The 19,721-nt window shown below is 51.4% G+C and carries 19 protein-coding genes; 7 read left to right on the top strand and 12 right to left on the bottom strand.

Annotation, left to right across the window (positions count from 1 at the left end; genetic code table 11):
- Positions 1–19 precede the first annotated feature (19 nt).
- The 4 genes from potF to nfsA all read right to left on the bottom strand — a co-directional run bounded on the left by potF (position 20) and on the right by nfsA (position 3,893).
- Positions 20–1,129 carry a spermidine/putrescine ABC transporter substrate-binding protein PotF gene (gene potF / locus EIP93_RS09615; protein WP_103860923.1) on the bottom strand — a complete coding sequence of 370 codons (1,110 nt, stop codon included), beginning with the start codon at positions 1,127–1,129 and terminating at the stop codon, positions 20–22.
- Between the two features lie 372 nt (positions 1,130–1,501).
- On the bottom strand, positions 1,502–1,981 hold the full coding sequence (locus tag EIP93_RS09610; protein WP_039275494.1) for a type III secretion system chaperone family protein: 480 nt from the start codon (positions 1,979–1,981) through the stop codon (positions 1,502–1,504).
- Positions 1,982–2,245: 264 nt separating this feature from the next.
- Positions 2,246–3,157 carry a 30S ribosomal protein S6--L-glutamate ligase gene (rimK, locus tag EIP93_RS09605; RefSeq protein WP_103940604.1) on the bottom strand — a complete coding sequence of 304 codons (912 nt, stop codon included), beginning with the start codon at positions 3,155–3,157 and terminating at the stop codon, positions 2,246–2,248.
- 16 nt (positions 3,158–3,173) lie between these two features.
- Positions 3,174–3,893, bottom strand: a complete 720-nt coding sequence (nfsA, locus tag EIP93_RS09600; RefSeq protein ID WP_125232636.1) for an oxygen-insensitive NADPH nitroreductase — start codon at positions 3,891–3,893, stop codon at positions 3,174–3,176.
- A gap of 308 nt (positions 3,894–4,201) precedes the next feature.
- Here nfsA and EIP93_RS09595 point away from each other — a divergent pair, with 308 nt between their 5' ends.
- Positions 4,202–4,468, top strand: coding sequence for a GrxA family glutaredoxin (locus EIP93_RS09595; RefSeq protein ID WP_010277298.1), 267 nt, complete (start codon positions 4,202–4,204; stop codon positions 4,466–4,468).
- A gap of 91 nt (positions 4,469–4,559) precedes the next feature.
- On the opposite strand, the gene EIP93_RS09590 is transcribed toward EIP93_RS09595, so the two are convergent.
- Positions 4,560–4,931, bottom strand: a complete 372-nt coding sequence (locus EIP93_RS09590; protein WP_103940608.1) for an inner membrane protein YbjM — start codon at positions 4,929–4,931, stop codon at positions 4,560–4,562.
- 376 nt (positions 4,932–5,307) lie between these two features.
- On the opposite strand from EIP93_RS09590, the gene EIP93_RS09585 reads away from it, so the two are divergent.
- From EIP93_RS09585 to deoR, 3 genes are all read left to right on the top strand, one after another.
- Entirely contained in the window at positions 5,308–6,996 is a 1,689-nt protein-coding gene (locus EIP93_RS09585) for an aspartate:alanine antiporter (protein WP_107333716.1), read from the top strand.
- 453 nt (positions 6,997–7,449) lie between these two features.
- Positions 7,450–8,118, top strand: coding sequence for a deoxyribose-phosphate aldolase (gene deoC, locus EIP93_RS09580; RefSeq protein WP_125232635.1), 669 nt, complete (start codon positions 7,450–7,452; stop codon positions 8,116–8,118).
- Between the two features lie 31 nt (positions 8,119–8,149).
- Positions 8,150–8,923, top strand: a complete 774-nt coding sequence (gene deoR, locus EIP93_RS09575; protein WP_039537035.1) for a DNA-binding transcriptional repressor DeoR — start codon at positions 8,150–8,152, stop codon at positions 8,921–8,923.
- 144 nt (positions 8,924–9,067) lie between these two features.
- On the opposite strand, the gene EIP93_RS09570 is transcribed toward deoR, so the two are convergent.
- The 4 genes from EIP93_RS09570 to EIP93_RS09555 all read right to left on the bottom strand — a co-directional run bounded on the left by EIP93_RS09570 (position 9,068) and on the right by EIP93_RS09555 (position 13,158).
- Positions 9,068–10,273: a serine hydrolase gene (locus EIP93_RS09570; protein ID WP_103970995.1), complete on the bottom strand. Its 1,206-nt coding sequence runs from the start codon at positions 10,271–10,273 to the stop codon at positions 9,068–9,070.
- Between the two features lie 289 nt (positions 10,274–10,562).
- On the bottom strand, positions 10,563–11,222 hold the full coding sequence (locus EIP93_RS09565; RefSeq protein ID WP_103970996.1) for a methionine ABC transporter permease: 660 nt from the start codon (positions 11,220–11,222) through the stop codon (positions 10,563–10,565).
- Positions 11,215–12,231, bottom strand: a complete 1,017-nt coding sequence (locus tag EIP93_RS09560) for a methionine ABC transporter ATP-binding protein (protein WP_125232634.1) — start codon at positions 12,229–12,231, stop codon at positions 11,215–11,217. Before EIP93_RS09560 ends, EIP93_RS09565 begins: the two co-directional genes overlap by 8 nt.
- An 81-nt stretch (positions 12,232–12,312) precedes the next feature.
- Positions 12,313–13,158, bottom strand: a complete 846-nt coding sequence (locus EIP93_RS09555; protein ID WP_103970998.1) for a MetQ/NlpA family ABC transporter substrate-binding protein — start codon at positions 13,156–13,158, stop codon at positions 12,313–12,315.
- A gap of 142 nt (positions 13,159–13,300) precedes the next feature.
- Between EIP93_RS09555 and EIP93_RS09550 the strand changes: the two genes are divergently transcribed.
- A complete protein-coding gene (locus tag EIP93_RS09550; protein WP_125232633.1) occupies positions 13,301–13,918 on the top strand; it encodes a glutathione S-transferase family protein in 618 nt (205 codons plus the stop codon).
- A 31-nt stretch (positions 13,919–13,949) separates the two neighbouring features.
- On the opposite strand, the gene EIP93_RS09545 is transcribed toward EIP93_RS09550, so the two are convergent.
- Entirely contained in the window at positions 13,950–15,116 is a 1,167-nt protein-coding gene (locus tag EIP93_RS09545) for a PQQ-dependent sugar dehydrogenase (protein WP_103970999.1), read from the bottom strand.
- 223 nt (positions 15,117–15,339) lie between these two features.
- On the opposite strand from EIP93_RS09545, the gene rimO reads away from it, so the two are divergent.
- Both rimO and sanA read left to right on the top strand, forming a co-directional pair.
- Positions 15,340–16,653 (top strand): 30S ribosomal protein S12 methylthiotransferase RimO, encoded by a 1,314-nt coding sequence (gene rimO, locus EIP93_RS09540; protein WP_103860934.1) that lies wholly within the window; start codon positions 15,340–15,342, stop codon positions 16,651–16,653.
- 181 nt (positions 16,654–16,834) lie between these two features.
- On the top strand, positions 16,835–17,614 hold the full coding sequence (gene sanA / locus EIP93_RS09535) for an outer membrane permeability protein SanA (RefSeq protein WP_125232632.1): 780 nt from the start codon (positions 16,835–16,837) through the stop codon (positions 17,612–17,614).
- 9 nt (positions 17,615–17,623) lie between these two features.
- Here the strand turns inward: sanA and yeiB are convergent, their stop codons facing one another.
- Entirely contained in the window at positions 17,624–18,799 is a 1,176-nt protein-coding gene (yeiB, locus tag EIP93_RS09530) for a DUF418 domain-containing protein YeiB (RefSeq protein ID WP_125232631.1), read from the bottom strand.
- Between the two features lie 123 nt (positions 18,800–18,922).
- Positions 18,923–19,585: a GTP cyclohydrolase I FolE gene (gene folE, locus EIP93_RS09525; RefSeq protein ID WP_010294723.1), complete on the bottom strand. Its 663-nt coding sequence runs from the start codon at positions 19,583–19,585 to the stop codon at positions 18,923–18,925.
- Between the last annotated feature and the right edge of the window lie 136 nt (positions 19,586–19,721).

Genomic DNA, 19,721 nt, shown 5'->3' with positions numbered 1-19,721 from the left:
ACGATTCAGATCCAAGAGGCTATTTGCCGCTTTTAACCTTAGTCCATGCGCGAGTACGCGTACGGTCAATCTGAGGAGATTGCACTTTAAGCGTAAACAGTTTGGCACGCACATCCGCTGGCGGGTAAACGCCTGGGTTATTACGAATTTCTTCGTTCACCAACGGTAAGGAGGCCAGATTACCGCTCGCGTAATACACGTGGTTACTGATTTCAGCCATCACTTCTGGCTTCATCAGGTAATCCAGAAACGCATAGGTTTCATCCAGATTTTTAGCATCTTTCGGAATGGCAAGAACGTCAAAGAATGCCAGCGCGCCTTCTTTCGGAATGCTGTACTGAATATTCACCCCGTTTTTCGCTTCTTTCGCACGGTTTCCTGCTTGCAAAATGTCACCCGCCCAGCCTACCGCGACACAGATATCGCCGTTCGCCAGATCGTTAATGTATTGCGACGAATGGAAGTAGCGAATGCTCGGACGCAGTTTCAGCAGCAGATCGGTCGCAGAGGTGGTGTAATCACCCGGCTTGGTGCTGTTCGGATCTTTACCCTGATAGTTCAGCACGGTTGCAAAGATCTCTTCTGGCGCATCCAGGAAAGAGACACCACAACTTTTCAGCTTTTCCAGATTTTCTGGCTTCAGCACCAAATCCCAGCTGTTAACCGGTGCATCAGCACCTAGTGCGGCTTTCACTTTCTCAACGTTATAGCCGATTCCCGTGGTAGCCCACAGGTAAGGCAGGGCATATTTATTGTCTGGATCGTGCTGTGCGATCAACTTCATCAGCTCAGGATCCAGATTTTTGTAATTCGGCAGTTTGCTCTTGTCTAATGGCTGAAACACTCCCGCAGAGAGCTGGCGCTCCAGGAAGCTAGCAGAAGGCACGACCAGATCAAAACCCGTGCTGCCCGCCATGAGCTTGCCTTCCAACACTTCGTTGGAGTCAAACACGTCATAGACGACCTTAATACCGGTTTCTTTCTGGAAATTGGCTAACGTGTTCGGTGCGATATAGTCGGACCAGTTATAAACATGCAGCGTTTTCTCTTCCGCAGATGCGGTGACGGACGCGGCCATCAGCAAGCCGGTAACAACACCCGATAGCCATTTTTTACGTTGGGTGAACATCCGTTCCTTCCTCCATACAAGGGGGTGATTCATGGGAGTTAATCTGTATCGTTCCGATACAAAATATGTCCTGCCACGCTATCCAACCGGTGAATGAGTATGCACCGATTTTTATTCGCTCAGACACAGACATAGCCCTGATTTCGCTGTCTGTGTCTTACAGGAATAAAGCATAACCCCACAACATCGTGCGCACCATACTTGAACGTAAAAAATGGGTTTTAACGATTATTTATTCACATTTTATCGATGTGATGAAGGCATTTAGCGGTAAACAAAGAGAAATATCTGGCAATAATGCGAAATAACCAGAATAAATGACGGTGAAAGGAAAATAAGTAAAACCAATTGCTGCCGTTGGCAGCAACCGTATCAATGCAGATGAGAGGTGGTGACTCTGGCAGCAGAGCCCTCTTCTTCCTCACCGATAAACAGCAGATTATTAGCGCCGGCCTCAAGGATCACCATTGAGATTTGCTCTTCGGACTGCTGCATGAAATGTCTGAATTGTTCCAACGTCATGCCAGCGGCCACGCTGAATGACTGGCAGACAATCAACTTCGGCAGGTTATCGTCCTGAACGTCGATAAATGCCTTGACGGTCAACGAGCTGGCATTGATTTGGCTCAGGTCGCCGACCAGAGGAATCAACGCGCTGGGCTTCACTTCGGCAAGGGCAGAAAACAGGATCACGTTATCTACCAGATCAACTTTCGCATCGAACACGCCATCAAAATTTTGCATATGAGGAAGATGGAGCGCCTGACAAGAATCACATTCGAAATACAGAATGTTCAGTTGATCCAGCCACCGCCGTAGCATAGCCAAATCCGGGACGATGAGTGAATCCATCATGTTTGCCTCATACCTGCTGCCGTACAGACAGCGTTGTTGAAAAGAAAACACCGTTTACGCAGAAGCGATGTTAAAACAGAAAGAGCCTTAAAAACGGCCCATAGCTTACGGAATATTGCGCGACGATGCCATGATAAAAGCGCCCTGCCCCCCGCTTTCCTCGTTCCGCTTCACGGTGACGCGCCGGAGAGCGCCGCTGCCCGGTGCCTACACGCCAATAAGCAACACCGTATTTTACGGCGCTGCCCCTGTTTCAGAAAGCTAACTTTTGCTTATTGTTGCCGATATTGCGAGGCGCCTCTGGGTATTTTGCTCAATAAATTCAATCATCATGTCGGCAATATCGAGTCCGGTCGTCGTTTCAATCCCTTCCAGCCCCGGCGAGGCGTTGACTTCCATCACCAGCGGCCCCCGATCGGCACGCAAAATATCGACGCCCGCAATATTCAACCCCAGCGTTTTTGTCGCCTTGATGGCGATCGCACGCTCCTTCGCCGTAATTTTCACTTTATTCGCCGACCCGCCGCGATGCAGGTTTGAACGGAATTCCCCCGCTTTCGCCTGTCGCTCAATCGCCGCAACAACTCGGTTGCCGATCACAAAACAGCGGATATCTTTACCCTGCGCTTCATGCACGTATTCCTGCACCAGAATGTGCGCATTCAGCCCGCGAAAGGCATCAATCACGCTTTCCGCCGCCTGTCGCGTCTCGGCCAATACCACACCGATTCCCTGTGTACCTTCCACCAGTTTTACGACCAGCGGCGCACCACCCACCATCGCAATCAGATCGCCAGTATCATCCGGCGAATGAGCAAATCCGGTGATCGGCAGATCAATACCCTCACGAGCAAGCAGTTGCAGCGAATGCAGTTTGTCGCGGGCGCGAATGATGGCGACAGAATTATTCAGCGGGTAGCTGCCCAGCATTTCAAACTGGCGCAATACCGCCGTACCATAGAACGTGATCTGTGAACCGATACGCGGAATAACCGCATCAAATTTATCCAGCCGACGCCCGCGATAATGCACCGACGGCGCCGCCGAATTAATATTCATGTAGCAGGAAAGCGGGTCAATAATCTCAACGCTGTGCTGGCGCGCCTCAGCCGCTTCACGCAGACGTTTGCAGGAATATAACGACCCATCACGAGACAGAATGGCTATCTTCATAAATACCCTACGGATACTAGCGTATCGCCCATCCTTGTTGATGTAAGTAGTCCAGCATAAAGGGACGTAACTCTTTTTTCAGCGTCCGTTCCACGTGCTCACTCCAGCTTTCACGACGGCTACCGGTACGTTGCAGGTAATATTCCACCATTTGCTGGTCGTATTGCGCCAGCACATCGTGGTCGAGCGGCTGATAGACATTTTCATGCAGCAGCATAGCGGTTGGCATGCGCGGTTTCAGCATCGGTTCCGCGTCCGGATGCCCCAGACACAGGCCAAACAACGGCAGAACCCGCGTTGGCAATTGCAGCAACTGCGTCACGTCAGCAATGCGATTGCGGATCCCACCGATAAATACCCCGCCCAACCCCATCGATTCGGCGGCAACCAGTGCATTCTGCGCCATGATAGCGGTATCGACGCAGCCAATCAGCAATTGCTCCGCCAGCCCAGTTTCTGCCTCTGGGAAGATCTCCACATGCCGGTGGAAATCGGCACAAAAGACCCAAAACTCCGCCGCCTGCGCCACATAACCTTGCTCACCGGTATAGTGAACAAGCGTTTCCCGCACGGCAGGATCGGTAATACGGATAATTGAGCTGCATTGTAAAAAGCTGGAGCTGGAGGCACTTTGTGCGGAGGTAATGATGGCGTGGCGTTGCTCATCCGTTATGGCCTGAGACGTAAATGCGCGAATAGAACGGTGGCGCTGTAGCAAATCAATCGTTGGTGTCACACTGGCATCCTTCAGTCGGTAAAGTACATCTCATAGGCAGCTTGAAGTATGACGAGATTATATCGTAGCTCAGGCGGAATCTGCATTCCCTCACCACCTAATAGCTTAAGCAAATCGTTGTAACAGGTAATGACTACTTTTTTTCATCAATGAATGCGGGCATAGTATTGATAAATTTCGGTATAGTAGCGCGATTCGCAGTAACCTCATTGACCGTAACACTTTTAGACGTGACCTTGTCTGTAATAGGCGTCACGCTATCCGTTTCAAGAATGAGAACATTTTTCTAATTTTACAAAGGAGTTTACATGTTCGCTGTAATTTTCGGGCGCCCAGCTTGCCCTTATTGTGTACGTGCGAAAGAACTGGCAGAGAAACTGGCCGAGCAACGTGATGACTTCAGCTTCCGCTATGTAGACATCCACGCAGAAGGCATCTCGAAAGAAGATTTGTCCAAGACGGTTGGAAAGCCGGTTGAAACCGTACCGCAGATTTTCCTGGATGAAAAACACATCGGCGGCTGCACTGATTTTGAAGCCTATGCCAAAGAGCATCTGGCCCTGTTCCAGTCATAGTCATCGAACTAGCAGAACAATAGATCATCAAACTGACAAAACAAGCGCGGCGACCGTCCGCGCTTTTTTATGGGCTTGGAATACCCACCACTCAACGAAGATAACGTCGATACAGGCTGCGCAAACACAGCACGCCCATTGCCCCCAGCACACACCAAAAGACTGCACTCATTACGTAGGCCAGCTCTTGCCAGAAAGAGCGCATCGGCGTATTCCACAAGTGGAGCACCAGCAAGCATACGGGCATTGCCGCCAGCGCGCCAAACAGCGGGTAAAGCAGGCGACCGCGCGCAGAAAGAAAACAGGCCACCATTCCGGGCAGCAGAAAAAACAACATCCCCGGACTACCGCGTAGCCCATCACTCACCGCAACCTCTGATACCTCAATCTTTTGACTCAGAAACACGACAGTGAACAATAAAAAACAGCAGGTCGCACCAACCCAACCTTTATTTCTTGCCATAAATCGCCCCCACTCAATATGCCTCCCAACCTGCCTCAACCAGAGACCGAAAATATGCGGCATGGTAAAAATGATTGGTGTATCTATTCCCCGATATGAAAAACATGAGGCTTCGCTACGATTTATTCGACACGCAGGTTGTCCACAGGAAAAGACGATAACCCGACGCATTTCGTCAACAGCGACACCACAATCATTAAATTAAACAATAATTACACTGAACAATTTTTATCGGATAAATTATACTGAACGAGGCTGATTCCTTTCAGCTGACGCGTATTGATACCGTCACGGGAATTCATGCATTTCATGGCTAAATCTAGCCGCTATAATGAATAACATCAAGAACTTACTGGTAAACAACAAGTTACATTCCATGAATATAAACGTCGCTGATTTGTTAAATGGGAATTACATTCTACTTTTATTCGTGGTTCTTTCATTAGGACTCTGCCTAGGGAAATTGCGCCTCGGGCCAGTACAACTCGGTAATTCCATTGGAGTTTTAGTTGTTTCTTTATTACTCGGCCAACAGCATTTTTCGATTAATACCGAAGCACTGAGCCTCGGTTTTATGTTATTTATTTTTTGCGTGGGCGTGGAAGCAGGGCCGAATTTCTTTTCTATTTTCTTCCGCGACGGAAAGAATTATTTCATGCTGGCGCTGGTGATGGTCGGCAGCGCCATGTTACTGGCGTTAGGCTTAGGCAAATTCTTTGGTTGGGGAATTGGCCTGACGGCGGGGATGCTGGCCGGATCCATGACCTCAACACCGGTGCTGGTCGGGGCCGGCGACACGCTGCGCAACACCGCCAGCTTGGGTAACCAGCTAAGTATTGAGCAAGATCACTTGAGTCTGGGCTATGCGCTGACGTATCTCGTCGGCCTGGTCAGCCTCATTTTTGGCGCACGCTACCTGCCCAAGCTCCAGCATCAGGATTTACCCACCAGTGCTCAGCAGATTGCACGCGAGCGCGGATTAGACCCAGACAGCCAGAGAAAAGTCTATCTGCCGGTGATTCGCGCCTATCGCGTCGGGCCGGAGCTGGTTGATTGGGCGGACGGCAAGAATTTGCGCGAGCTGGGGATCTATCGACAAACCGGCTGCTACATCGAACGCATCCGACGCAACGGAATTCTGGCCAACCCTGATGGTGACGCCGTCTTGCAAATCGGTGATGAGATCGCGCTGGTCGGCTATCCCGATGCCCATTCCCGCCTGAATTCCAATTTCCGCGATGGCAAGGAAGTTTTCGACCGTGATTTGCTGGACATGCGCATCGTGACGGAAGAGATCGTCGTCAAGAACCACAATGCCGTCGGCAAACGCCTGAGCCAATTGAAGCTGACCGATCACGGCTGTTTTCTTAACCGCATTGTCCGCAGCCAGATTGAAATGCCGATTGACGATAACGTCGTGCTGAATAAAGGCGATGTCTTGCAGGTCAGCGGTGATGCCCGACGGGTAAAAAGCATTGCTGATAGGATCGGGTTCATTTCTATTCATAGTCAGGTCACCGATCTGCTCGCCTTCTGCGCCTTTTTCGTCATCGGCGTGATGGTCGGGCTGATCACCATCCAATTCAGCAACTTCACCTTTGGCATCGGTAACGCCGCTGGATTACTGTTCGCCGGTATCATGCTGGGGTTTCTGCGCGCCAACCACCCGACCTTCGGCTACATTCCACAAGGCGCACTTAACATGGTCAAAGAATTTGGCCTGATGGTTTTTATGGCGGGCGTTGGCCTGAGTGCAGGTAGCACTATCAACAGCAGCCTGGGAGAAGTCGGTATCCAGATGCTAGCTTCAGGGCTGATTGTTAGTCTGCTGCCGGTGGTGATTTGCTTTCTGTTTGGTGCGTATGTGCTGAAAATGAACCGTGCGCTGCTGTTTGGTGCCATGATGGGGGCACGAACCTGCGCACCCGCGATGGAAATTATCAGCGATACGGCGCGCAGTAACATCCCTGCACTCGGCTATGCGGGTACCTATGCCATCGCTAACGTGCTACTCACTTTAGCGGGATCACTTATCGTGGTTATCTGGCCTGAGCTGCCCGGCTGAAAAAATGTAAAAAATCGTCAATATTATTTTTTAAAAGCCAGAACTTTTTCTTTGCCCTAAAGTCTGAATAAGTGCCACTGCTTTTCTTTGATTCCCCTTATTGAGGAGCCCATCGTTCCCGCCTTTCAGGTTCAAGAACGATGGGCGTTTTCTTTTCTGCTTATACTCGTCATACTTCAAATTGCATGTGCGTTGGCTACGTTCAGTCACCCGAATCACTTACCTATGTAAGCTCATCGGGATTCCTTCGCTTGCCGCCTTCCTGAAATTTGAATTATTTAGAGTATACCTCTTCCCTATTTCCCGATATCCACACATCTGGTATCAGATTCACTTCATTTTTTGTTATTAAAATAACAAAATATAATTTTATTGTTATTTTTGTGACATTAAAATTATTGAGTGTCATAATCACGCTATCTGATTTCTCATCGATATTACCGAGGATTTGCCATGACTGACTACGCACGCTATATCGACCACACACTGCTGGCGGCCAATGCCACCGAGCAGCAAATAGCCACCCTGTGCGATGAAGCGATCGCTCACCATTTTTATGCCGTCTGTGTTAACTCAGGTTACGTTCCTTTAGTGGCCGAAAAGCTGAAAGGCACTGAAGTACAGGTATGCTCTGTTATCGGTTTCCCTCTTGGTGCAGGCCTGACATCCAGCAAGGCTTTTGAAGCGAAAGCGGCGATTGATGCCGGTGCCCAGGAAATCGATATGGTGATTAACGTTGGCTGGCTGAAAAGCGGGAATATTGCCGCCGTCAAAGCAGATATTCAGGCCGTGCGTGAGGTTTGCGCCGCTATACCGTTGAAGGTAATATTGGAAACCTGTCTGCTTGATGACGAACAGATTGTCCTGGTGTGTGAGATGTGTCGTCAGTTGGATGTCGCGTTCGTCAAAACGTCTACCGGTTTCAGTACGGGTGGCGCACGTGAAGAACACGTTCGACTGATGCGTAGCACCGTCGGCAGCGAGATGGGTGTCAAAGCGTCCGGCGCGGTTCGCGATCGCCAAACGGCACAGCGTATGATTGAAGCAGGCGCCACGCGTATCGGCACTAGCTCAGGCGTCGCTATCGTTTCAGGTGAAACGGCCGCAGCAGGAAACTACTAACAACAAAAATAGCTTACTAGCAGGGAATTTTATGGAAACGCGGCGCGACGAACGAATCGGCAGACTGGCTCAAGCATTAAAGAAAACCGATAAACTCCATCTTAAAGACGCCGCACAGCTACTCGGCGTGTCCGAGATGACCGTGCGCCGCGATCTGAATGCAGATTCCACCAGCGTCATGCTGCTCGGCGGCTACGTCGTTAGCGACCTGAAGAATAACGGTGTCACGAATTATTTTGTCTCCGACCAGCAGAGCAAGCACGTAAGAGAGAAGCAGGCTATCGGTACCGCCGCTGCCTATCTGGTGGAAGCAAACGATACCGTTTTTTTCGACTGTGGCACCACAATCCCCTTCATCATCGATGCCATTCCTGACGAGTTGCCCTTTACCGCGATTTGTTATTCCCTGAACACGTTTTTAGCGCTACAGGAAAAAAAGGCGTGCAGAGTGATTTTGTGCGGCGGGGAATACCATCCTGATAACGCGATTTTTACCCCGCTCAACCAGCGAAGCGAGCTGGACAACATCTGCCCGAATAAAGCCTTTATCTCTGCGGCAGGTATCGAACTGACTGCGGGTGCCACCTGCTTTAACTTTGCCGAACTGGGCATGAAGCAACGCGCGATGGCGACCGCACAGCGAATTATTATGGTGGCGGATAGCAGCAAATTCGGTCAGATCAAACGTGCCTGTATCGGCCCGATGACGCTGTTTGATACGGTCATTTCCGACAGCGCCCCGAGCGAATCCTACTTACGCTATTTTTCCAACAACGACATTCAGTTTATCCACCCAGGGAATTAGAGTCTGTCCCAGTAGGCGTTATTGGTGCAGCCAGTTTGGACACGGACAGCGCGGAAAAACCGGAGCGTACACGTAGTACGTGAGGGTTTCGAGCACTGCCCAGGTTCAAAATGGCAAATAAAATAGCCCTAATGAGGTAGGCTCTTAACCGAATAACCCGCCGAACCACTGCTGCACCTTCATCATCACCGTATCCCAGAGGCGGCTAAAGAAACCAGCCTCTGGAATATCATCCATCGCGACCAGTTCGCGCTGTCCGATGCTCTTGCCGTCCAGTTGGAAGTCGATAGTGCCGACAACCTGATTCTTGGTTAGCGGTGCGGAAAGCTGCGGCTGATTGAGCGTAAAGCTGGCTTTCAGGTTCTTCATTTGTCCTTTCGGGATGGTCAGCGCAGCATCCTGTGCGACGCCAAGCCGTGCCTCTTTCTCAGTACCAAACCAGACTCGCTGCGTGGTAAAAGGCGCATCCGTCTTGATAGGCGTTACCGTTTCGAAAAAGCGGAAGCCCCAGGTGAGCAGTTTTTCACTTTCACGGAAGCGAATGGCATCCGTTTGCGCCCCCAACACCACGGAAATCAGGCGCATATTACCTTCGGTGGCCGAGGCCACCAGATTGTGCCCCGCTCCGTTGGTATGGCCAGTTTTCACACCGTCTACATTCAGGTTAGTGCTCCACAGCAGACGATTACGGTTAGGCTGGCGAATGTTATTGAAGGTGAACTCTTTTTCCTTGTGCAACGCGTATTCTTCCGGCACATCGCGAATCAGCGCCTGCCCTAACAGCGCCATATCGCGCGCGGTACTGTACTGCCCCGGCGCATCGAGACCGTGCACGGTCAGAAAATGCGTATTCGTCAGGTTAAGTGCCTTCGCATAATTGTTCATCAGGCTAACGAACGCATCCTGACTACCCGCGACGTAATCTGCCAGCGCGATGCTGGCATCATTGCCTGACTGAATGACAATGCCTTTATTTAACTCAGAAACGGGGATGCGGTCGCCAGGTTTAAGGAACATCAGCGACGAGCCACGCAGCGCCGGATTACCCGTTGCCCAGGCATCTTTTCCGACGGTCACTTCATCCGTCGGACGAATTTTACCGGATTTGATCGCCTGTCCAATCACATAGCTCGCCATAATTTTTGTCAGGCTGGCAGGGTCAAGGCGCTCATCGGCATTACTTTCTGCCAGCACTTTACCGCTGTGGTGATCGATCAGGATATAGGCTTTAGCATCAATTTGCGGCACCGCTGGCAACTGTTCCGCATAGGTGAATGGCACTAAACCAACAAGCAATACCGTACCTACAGAGAAAGACGTGAGTCTGGTCAGGAAAGGAGTTGTTTTCATGAGTTCGCCGCGATATCCATCAGTCGTTAAAAATTCTTAATTTTCAATATGTTTTGAAAACTTTAGTAACATACAAAGGTAACGCGTCATCTCTGGGATGAAAACCGTTCATTCTGTAAAGATAGTCAAAGAAATGAAAGTGTCTAAAAAAACGCAGATAAAAAAAGCACTTAGAAGAAAGTAAGGAATGTCTGAAAATGCAGACGGCAGGCCGCCAGAAAAAATAGCGGATAGCACGAGGGGGACATGGCAGCGCAGCCTCCCTCGTGCACAGTAGTTGGAAATACCCTTAGCGGCGTTCGCGCTTATCGGCACGTTTTGACAGCCAGTCACCCAGCGTCTGTACCACCTGCACCAGAATAACCAGCGCAATAACGGTAATCACCATCACCTCGGTTTCATAGCGGTAATAGCCGAAGCGGATCGCCAAATCACCCACCCCGCCGCCGCCGACAATGCCCGCCATCGCCGAATAACCGATGAGGCTCACCAGTGTAATCGTCAAGCCACGCAATAGTCCCGCTTTCGCCTCTGGCAGCAGCACCGTGCTGATAATACGCATCGGGCTGGCTCCAAACGCTTCGGCCGCTTCCACGATACCGGGATCGATTTCACGCAGTGCGCTATCCACCAGACGTGCATAGAATGCGATCGCAGCGACCGACATTGGCACCGCCGCCGCTACAGGCCCAATCGTATTCCCCAACAGGATCTGCGTCAGCGGTAACAGCAGGACCAACAGAATCACGAAAGGAATAGAACGGATAATATTCACCAGCACCGTGGCAAACAGATAGACGGCGCGATTTTGCCAGAACAGGTTCCTGTCGGTGACGTAAATCAGCAGCCCCAGCGGTAAACCGCCAATCACGGCAAATAGCGTGGAAATCCCCACCATTTGAAATGTCTCACCGAACGCTGCGACCAGATCGATCCATAAATCAGCCATGCAGCACCTCCACGTTCGCCGTTCTGACCTGAATATGCTCCACTGCTTCAGTCACTTTTCCGGGATCGGAAGGATGAGTCAGTAGTGCGACGAGTATGCCTAGCGCACGATTGCCGATGTATTCGATCTTGCCGTGCAGGATATTGACGGACACGCCAAAACGCGTCGCAACGTCCGACAGCACGGGTTGCTCCGCCGATTCGCCGACGAACAGAATCTTCAGTAGTGTGCCCTGTAAATCCACCAGCAAGCGAGGCGGCAATGCAAGATCGAGCGTGTGGGAGACCAGTTGACGCGTAAAGGCGTGCTGCGGCGTCGCAAAAATATCGAAAACATCGCCCTCTTCCACAACCCGACCGCCCGTCATCACCGCCACCCGATCGCAGACCGCCTTAATCACGCTCATTTCATGAGAAATCAGTACGATGGTAATGCCCAGTTTCTCGTTAATCTCTTTCAGCAGCGCCAGAATAGCGGCTGAGGTTTCCAGATCGAGTGCCGAGGTCGGCTCATCACACAACAACACTTCGGGATCGTTGGCAATGGCTCTGGCGATGCCCACGCGCTGTTTCTGACCGCCGCTGAGCTGCGCCGGATAAGACAACGCTTTATCCGTCAACCCTACCAGATTCAGGATTTCCGGCACGCGCGCTGCAATATCCGCACTGGATTTCCCAGCGGCTTTCAGGCTGAACGCCACGTTTTCTGCCACGGTGCGCGTCTGCATCAGGTTGAAATGCTGAAATATCATGCCAATTTTTTGCCGCTGTTCTCGCAGCGGTTGCCCAGCTAATTCGCTGATGAGCACGCCATTGACGAGCACCCGGCCGGCAGTCGGTCGCTGCAAGAGATTGATAGTCCGCAGCAGCGTGCTTTTCCCCGCGCCACTGGTACCGACAATCCCGTAAACTTCACCACGCGAGATGTGCAACGACACGTTGTCTACTGCGCGGTTTTCTGGCTGCTTCCCGTGCAAGAAGTCAACACTAACCCCTTCTAACTGGATCATTATCCGCAAACTCCTGGCCTGAGCGGAAAAGAAGAAAGCCGGTCATAGACCGGCCAAAGGATATTTTGTGTAGCCTGAAACTTACTGTGCGGGCGCTGGCGTTTTCGCCTGCATCCACTCCGGTTTCTGGAATTGGCTATACATCAACGCAGGATCGTTGATCACCGCGGCATACGCAGGTGATTCCACAATCGCTTTGGTATCTTTAACAAAGGGCTTATCGAGATCGTCGGTACGCACGGCAATAACATTTTTCAGGTTCTCATCCAGCGTTTCCAGCTTGATGGCCGATGACAGTTTCATACCGGACGCAAGCGCAAAATTACCGTTCACCAGCGATGCCGTCACGCTATCCAGCGTACGGGGTAACTGCGCCGCTTCCATCGGTTTGAAGACCAAACCGCGCGGGTTTTCAAGAATATCTTTCTCAGATGCTTTGGTCGGATCGATATCAGCCTTGATCGTAATCAGCCCCATCGATTGTAGGAAACGCAGACCGCGTGCCAGATTGGTGGCATCGTTAGAGAGCGTGACTACGTCTCCTTTTTTCAGCTCATCCAGCGATTTGATCTTCTTCGAATAGAAGCCCATGCTGGCAGTAGGTACGATAATCAGTGGGGAAATTTTTAACCCTTTATCGGCAGCGAATTTCTCCAGATACAGCGTATGCTGGAAGAGGTTTGCATCAATGCTGCCGTTGGCCAGCGCCAGATTGGGCTGAACGTAATCGCTGAATTCACGCACGACGACCTTGTAGCCTTTTTTTACCAGCTCAGGTTTGATCGCCAGATTCACCATGTCGCCATACGGCCCGGGTGCCACGCCAAACGTGATCGTCTGAGGATCGCTGCTGGCCAGCGCCAGTTGCATCCCAGCAGCAAGCAGTGTGATGCCGAGAGCGGCGCGAACAGAATGCGTCAATTTCATTGTGTAACTTTCCTGTCTGAATGTAACTTGCTGTCATTATTAAGAATGACAAGTTAAATCATAAAGACTAAAAAGGCATATCATTATTTCTCATCGGCTGTCGCGGATAATCGGGACAGGCTTCACGAAGAAAGGGGCAACTATGATAACGATTTGGGGTCGTGATAACTCGACCAACGTAAAGAAAGTCCTGTGGTGTGCAGGAGAACTTGCACTGCCTTATCAGCATATTGCGGCGGGCGGACAATTCGGTCTTAACCATGAGGTCGATTATCTGGCGATGAACCCTAATGGCCTCATCCCGTGTTTGCGGGACGACGATCTGGTGCTGTGGGAATCCAATACCATCGTCCGTTATCTGGCGGCACAGTATGGTCAGGATTCGCTGTATATTGCCGATGCGGGAAAACGCGCCAGTGCCGAGAAGTGGATGGACTGGGCCACCTCCTTCGCCGTGTCTTTCGGGCCGGTATTCATTAATATAGTCCGCGTCGCGCCGGAAAAACGCGATATGGCATTGGTCCAGAAAGGCATCGCCGAATGCGAACGTCTTTTCGATATTGTCGATACCGTTCTGGCTAATCAGCCGTGGCTATCCGGCGATAAATTTGGCGTTGGCGACATTCCTTTAGGCTGTATTGCTTACGGCTGGCTGAATATGCCGATTGAGCAACAGTCGCATCCTCATCTGGAACGCTGGTATGAGCAACTCACCGAACGTCCGGCGTATCAGAAACACGTCATGATTCCACTGTCTTAAGTGAAACAGGCACCGCAAGGTGCCTGATTTCTTACTCCAGCCCGACTTTCAGCAATTTGCCATTGTCGTGATCGGTCAGCAGATAGAGGTAGCCATCTGGCCCCAGTCTTACGTCGCGGATGCGTTCACCACGATCGCCCAGCAAGCGCTCTTGGGAAGCGACTTTGTCACCATCAAGCGTCAACCGAATCAGGTTCTTCTCTGCCAGTGCACCGATAAAGACCGAATTTTTCCACTGCGGGAAACGGTCGCTGTTATAAAAGGCCATTCCGCTGATACCCGGTGATTTTTCCCAGTAAAAATCGGGGTTCACCATCCCTGCGATCTCTTTTCCTTTCGCTTCTGGAATCTTCAGCCCGGAATAGTTAATGCCGTGTGTCGCAATCGGCCAGCCGTAATTTTCGCCCGCTTTGGGAATGTTGATTTCATCGCCGCCTTTCGGGCCGTGTTCATTTTCCCACAGCACACCAGACCACGGATTAATCGCCAATCCCTGTGGGTTGCGGTGGCCGTAAGACCAGATTTCCGGTCGTGCGTTAGGCGTATTCACAAACGGGTTATCGGACGGCACTTTACCCTCCGCAGTCAGGCGAACAATTTTGCCCTGTAATTTATCCAGATCTTGTGCAGTCGGGCGTTCGTTGTTTTCACCCAGTGCAATAAACAGATGCCCTTGTCGATCAAAGGCCAGCTTGCCGCCGAAATGGTTACCCGTTGACAGTTTCGGTTCCTGACGGAAGAAGACCGTGAAATTCTCTAACCGTTTATTATCTTCAGAGAGCTTACCGTAGCCGACAGCGGTTCCCGCTTTACCCTCGCTCCCCTCTTCAGCAAAGCTCAGATAGATGCGCCGATTCTGTGCAAAATCCGGCGATAGCGCGACTTCCAGCAATCCGCCCTGTGATTTAGCGAAGACCTTCGGTACACCGGCTATCGGCGCAGACAGCGCACTACCCGCTTTCCATAAGCGTAAATTCCCGGCACGCTCCGTAATCAGAATCCCCTGATCTTCCGGCAAAAACGCTAATGACCAAGGATGATCCAGCTTATCCTGCAATTCCATCACCTTCGGTTCCGCCGCCAAGATCTGGCTGGAAAACAGCAACGTTGCGCTAAGCAGCAACCAATGCGGTGCAGCAGAAAATCGTCGTAACACGGTGTGTGAAACAGAATCGCGAGGCATCAGGCAGTAGGACATAGCGTTGTCTCCATCCAACAAAAAGTCCTGTAAATTTAGGCGGCAAGCGATGTTTGTGCAAAAAAACGGGGCAAGGTTTACATTTATTGAAGAAATTCAGCCGTTAAAAGCACCATCGCCGCAGTGATAAAATGCTGAGTTTTACACCACTGACTATAAGGATAATCAACTATGGTGTAGAATCCTCCGGTTTTATTTTCTGTTTATTTTGTGAGCGAATAATATGCAACAACCACGTATCGGCTTTGTTTCCCTCGGTTGCCCGAAAAACCTCGTCGACTCCGAGAGGATTCTGACCGAACTGCGTACTGAAGGTTATCAGGTCGTCCCACGTTATGACGACGCTGAACTGGTGATCGTCAATACCTGTGGTTTTATTGACAGCGCCGTACAAGAGTCGCTGGAAGCCATCGGCGAAGCGCTGAATGAAAACGGTAAAGTCATCGTAACAGGCTGTCTGGGTGCCAAAGAAAACCAAATACGCGAAGTGCATCCCAAGGTTCTGGAAATTACCGGCCCGCACAGCTACGAGCAGGTGCTGTCACACGTCCATCAATACGTCCCTAAACCGACGCACAACCCGTTTACCAGTCTGGTTCCCGAGCAGGGAGTCAAACTCACGCCGCGCCATTACGCGTATCTGAAAATTTCAGAAGGCTGTAACCACCGCTGTACGTTCTGCATCATCCCTTCTATGCGTGGCGATTTGGACAGCCGTCCAATCGGCTCGGTGTTGGATGAAGCAAAACGTCTGGTTGATGCTGGGGTAAAAGAGCTGCTGGTGATTTCTCAGGATACCTCAGCGTACGGCGCGGATGTGAAGCAACGTACGGGTTTCTGGAACGGTCAACCGGTCAAAACCAGTATGGCCAGCCTGTGTGAGCAACTGGCGTCGCTGGGCGTGTGGGTGCGCCTGCACTATGTCTACCCTTACCCACATGTAGACGATGTCATTCCGTTAATGGCGGAAGGCAAAATCCTGCCTTATCTGGATATCCCGCTCCAGCACGCCAGCCCGAAAATTCTCAAGCTGATGAAGCGCCCAGGTGCGGTAGAAAGAACGCTGGAGCGCATTAAGCGCTGGCGTGAAATCTGCCCAGATTTAACGCTGCGTTCTACCTTTATTGTCGGTTTCCCTGGCGAAACGGAAGAGGACTTCCAGATGCTGCTCGACTTCCTGAAAGAAGCCAAACTTGACCGCGTGGGTTGCTTTAAATTCAGTCCGGTCGAAGGCGCAGCGGCAAATGAATTGCCAGATCAGGTGCCGGAAGAGGTCAAAGAAGAGCGTTTCCACCGTTTCATGCAGCTTCAGCAGGCAATTTCCACCCAGCGTTTGCAGGATAAAATTGGCCGTGAAGTGCTGGTGCTGATCGATGAAATCGACGAAGAAGGCGCGATTGGCCGCAGCATGGCTGACGCCCCTGAAATTGATGGCGCGGTTTACCTGAACGGCGAAACTGGCGTGAAAGTCGGTGACATCGTTAAGGTGAAGGTCGAACACGCAGACGAGTACGATCTGTGGGGTAGCCGCGTTTAATACGCTTGTCACGCCAGCTTTTCAGCCCGAAAAGCTGGCGTTTTATTTTTACACCATCTCGCCCGAACGCTGAAAATTCAATCAATAAACCACCCATTCCTCGCCTGCGTCTTGCGTCACCCTGTCAGGTAAAGTAGCCTTGAGGCATGATTAGTCTACTCGCCTTACCTGAGGCATAAGCATGTGGAAACGCCTGACATTCGGTTTGTTAGCCCTCATTGGCGTGCTGCTGCTCTCTGCTTTTGCCCTCGATCGTTGGATCAGTTGGAAAACCGCGCCATTTATTTACGATGAGCTTCAGACCTTGCCGAAACGTCAGGTCGGCGTCGTATTAGGGACAGCGAAATACTACCGTACCGGCGTAATCAATCAGTATTACCTGTTCCGCATGCAAGGGACGATTAACGCTTACAACAGCGGTAAAGTCAGCTATCTGCTATTAAGCGGCGATAACGCGCTACAAAGTTACAATGAACCGATGACGATGCGTCGTGATTTGATCGCCGCAGGCGTTCCGCCTTCAGATATCGTGCTGGACTATGCGGGGTTCCGTACGCTGGATTCCATTATCAGGACGCGCAAGGTATTTGATACCAACGATTTCACCATCATCACGCAGCGTTTCCACTGCGAGCGTGCGCTATTCATCGCACTGCATCTTGGTATTCAGGCACAGTGTTACGCCGTGCCTTCCCCGAAAAATATGATGACCGTGCGGGTTCGTGAATTTGGTGCTCGTTTGGGCGCGCTGTTCGACCTGTATGTCCTCAAACGCGAGCCGCGCTTTTTAGGGCCACAGGTGCCGATTCCCGCCGAGCATACCATTCCAGACGATGCTCCGGATTATCCTGCCGTCCTGCCGGAACAGGTGCTTCCCGCGCCAGCGCAGCAGGCTAAACTAGCCCAACCGACGAAAGCCGAGTCTGAATCCGAATCGCACAATGAGCACGCTGCGCCGTAGCGTCTTTCTCTACGCCGTCTTCCCTATCGCATTGGTGAGTTTGCGCCATAGCCATTCGAGCGGTCCCTGACGGAAATAGCGCAGCCAGTAGTGAGAAAAGACCAGATTGGCGATCCAGATAGCGGGCACCAGTGCCAGCAGTTGCAGGCGGCTGAACGCCATAAACAGGCCAAGCTGATTAAACAACACCACACAAATCAGCGTTTGCAGCAAATAGTTGCTTAACGCCATGCGCCCGACATCCGTAATCCAATACGTGATGCGCCATTGGCACAGCGTGGCCCAAAAGCCGTAGCACAGCGCGAGATACCCTATCGCCTGCAAAGGTGAACTCAATTCACGCGGGATCTGCAATAACAGCCCGCTCCAGCGATACTCCCAATCCACCAGCCACTGCCCCACCACGCCAACGCTGTTAATCGCCACACCCAGAGGAATCAGCCACAGCGCAACCTTACGGTAGTGTGCCGTACTGAACTCACCTTTCAGCCAGCCGCTGCGCATTAATCCTGCACCCAGCAGCATCGACCCTGCCAGCAGCCAGCCGTACTGCACGCCCAGCGATAACAGACTTTCCGTCAGCAGATCGACACGGTTCCCCCACGCTACCGGTCCACCTAACGCCCGCCAGTAGGCCTCGTAGGCGATGTCCGCCATGCCCGGCAGCCAGAAACGTCCCGGTTGCAGGCTCAAAATCTGGCTCAACACAAACAGTACGCCGATCCCCACCAGATACAGGACCGCCCCCGTCCGCATTAACAATCGGCTACTTTCCGCGTGGCGAATCATGCCGTAGCACACCAGCCCAATCAGCGCATAGTCGAGTAAAATGTCGCCATCCCACAGGAAAATGGCATGAATCAGACCAATGATCATCAACCAGAACAGACGTGCATGTACCCAGCGTTTCCCCCGCGACAGCAGCAGTTGTAACCCTGCGCCAAAAAGAAGAGAAAACAGCGTCAGAAATTTTGCTTGCGCCAGCAGATCCATCGCCGCCCAGGTTAAGGCATCAGATAATGTGGTTTGTCCCTGCCAGGCCGGATTCAGGTAGGCAGCATGCGGTAAACCAAACGCCGTAATATTCAGCAGTAAAATGCCCAAGATAGCGACGCCGCGCGAAAAATCCAACGCAACGATCCGCGAGGGTGGCGAATGAGGTGACGGTATAGTGTGAGAAGGCATACAAATTACATTTTCAAATCATCGAAGTAGCGATTGTATGCACATACAGAGAAAAAGCGAAGATGCTTGCTGATTTGACGATGACAAAGCGCATTTCCTTCATCATCGCCAATAAGAGAGGGCTTAATTGTGGTGACGCACCGCGCGCAAGAATTCCTGACGCGTATTTTGGCTGGATTTAAACAGCCCACCGAGCGATGTCGTGGTCGTGGCGCTGGTTGCATCACGAATGCCGCGTGCCTTCACGCAGTAGTGCACCGCATCAATCGAAACCGCAACGTTGTTGGTTCCCAACAGCGTTTGTAGCGCGACCAGAATCTGCTGCGTTAAGCGCTCCTGCACCTGAGGGCGCTGAGAGAAAAACTGAACAATTCGGTTGAGCTTCGACAAGCCGATTACACCATCTTTCGGAATATACGCCACCGTCGCTTTCCCATCGATCGTCACGAAATGGTGTTCACAGGTACTGGTCAGCGTGATATCCCGTACGGTGACCATTTCATCGACCTTCATTTTGTTTTCAATGATGGTGATTTTGGGGAAGTTGGCGTAGTCCAAACCGGAGAATATTTCATCAACGTACATTTTGGCGATACGCGTCGGTGTTTCAGCCAGGCTGTCATCGCCCAGATCGAGGCTCAGCAAATTCATAATTTCCGTCATATGCTCGGCAATACGTTGCTTACGCGTATCCCGATCCAACAACGCGCCGCGCAGCGGCGTTTCCAGACCGCGTGACAGCAGCGCTTCGTGCACCATAACGGCTTCTTTACTTAGTGATGACATTATTATTCTCCTGCAGGTGTAACTATGCCTATCGCACTATCACGGTCTTGGTCAGACCCTAGCGCCGTCAACACTCTAGTTGAGAGAGTCACGATTATCCAGCGATTGTATGTCATGATTGTTGAAATAGATTCAA

It is taken from the genome of Pectobacterium versatile (assembly GCF_003932035.1).
In the GTDB taxonomy this organism is placed as follows: Bacteria; Pseudomonadota; Gammaproteobacteria; order Enterobacterales; family Enterobacteriaceae; genus Pectobacterium; species Pectobacterium versatile.
Note: the sequence above shows the minus strand (reverse complement) of the source record. Positions and strands in the feature narration are given on the sequence as shown.

Coding starts and splice junctions, on each gene's coding strand:
- potF (WP_103860923.1), bottom strand. CDS start 1,129: ATGTTCACCCAACGTAAAAAATGGCTATCGGGTGTTGTTACCGGCTTG.
- EIP93_RS09610 (WP_039275494.1), bottom strand. CDS start 1,981: ATGGATTCACTCATCGTCCCGGATTTGGCTATGCTACGGCGGTGGCTG.
- rimK (WP_103940604.1), bottom strand. CDS start 3,157: ATGAAGATAGCCATTCTGTCTCGTGATGGGTCGTTATATTCCTGCAAA.
- EIP93_RS09595 (WP_010277298.1), top strand. CDS start 4,202: ATGTTCGCTGTAATTTTCGGGCGCCCAGCTTGCCCTTATTGTGTACGT.
- EIP93_RS09590 (WP_103940608.1), bottom strand. CDS start 4,931: ATGGCAAGAAATAAAGGTTGGGTTGGTGCGACCTGCTGTTTTTTATTG.
- EIP93_RS09585 (WP_107333716.1), top strand. CDS start 5,308: ATGAATATAAACGTCGCTGATTTGTTAAATGGGAATTACATTCTACTT.
- deoC (WP_125232635.1), top strand. CDS start 7,450: ATGACTGACTACGCACGCTATATCGACCACACACTGCTGGCGGCCAAT.
- deoR (WP_039537035.1), top strand. CDS start 8,150: ATGGAAACGCGGCGCGACGAACGAATCGGCAGACTGGCTCAAGCATTA.
- EIP93_RS09570 (WP_103970995.1), bottom strand. CDS start 10,273: ATGAAAACAACTCCTTTCCTGACCAGACTCACGTCTTTCTCTGTAGGT.
- EIP93_RS09565 (WP_103970996.1), bottom strand. CDS start 11,222: ATGGCTGATTTATGGATCGATCTGGTCGCAGCGTTCGGTGAGACATTT.
- EIP93_RS09560 (WP_125232634.1), bottom strand. CDS start 12,231: ATGATCCAGTTAGAAGGGGTTAGTGTTGACTTCTTGCACGGGAAGCAG.
- EIP93_RS09555 (WP_103970998.1), bottom strand. CDS start 13,158: ATGAAATTGACGCATTCTGTTCGCGCCGCTCTCGGCATCACACTGCTT.
- EIP93_RS09550 (WP_125232633.1), top strand. CDS start 13,301: ATGATAACGATTTGGGGTCGTGATAACTCGACCAACGTAAAGAAAGTC.
- EIP93_RS09545 (WP_103970999.1), bottom strand. CDS start 15,116: ATGTCCTACTGCCTGATGCCTCGCGATTCTGTTTCACACACCGTGTTA.
- rimO (WP_103860934.1), top strand. CDS start 15,340: ATGCAACAACCACGTATCGGCTTTGTTTCCCTCGGTTGCCCGAAAAAC.
- sanA (WP_125232632.1), top strand. CDS start 16,835: ATGTGGAAACGCCTGACATTCGGTTTGTTAGCCCTCATTGGCGTGCTG.
- yeiB (WP_125232631.1), bottom strand. CDS start 18,799: ATGCCTTCTCACACTATACCGTCACCTCATTCGCCACCCTCGCGGATC.
- folE (WP_010294723.1), bottom strand. CDS start 19,585: ATGTCATCACTAAGTAAAGAAGCCGTTATGGTGCACGAAGCGCTGCTG.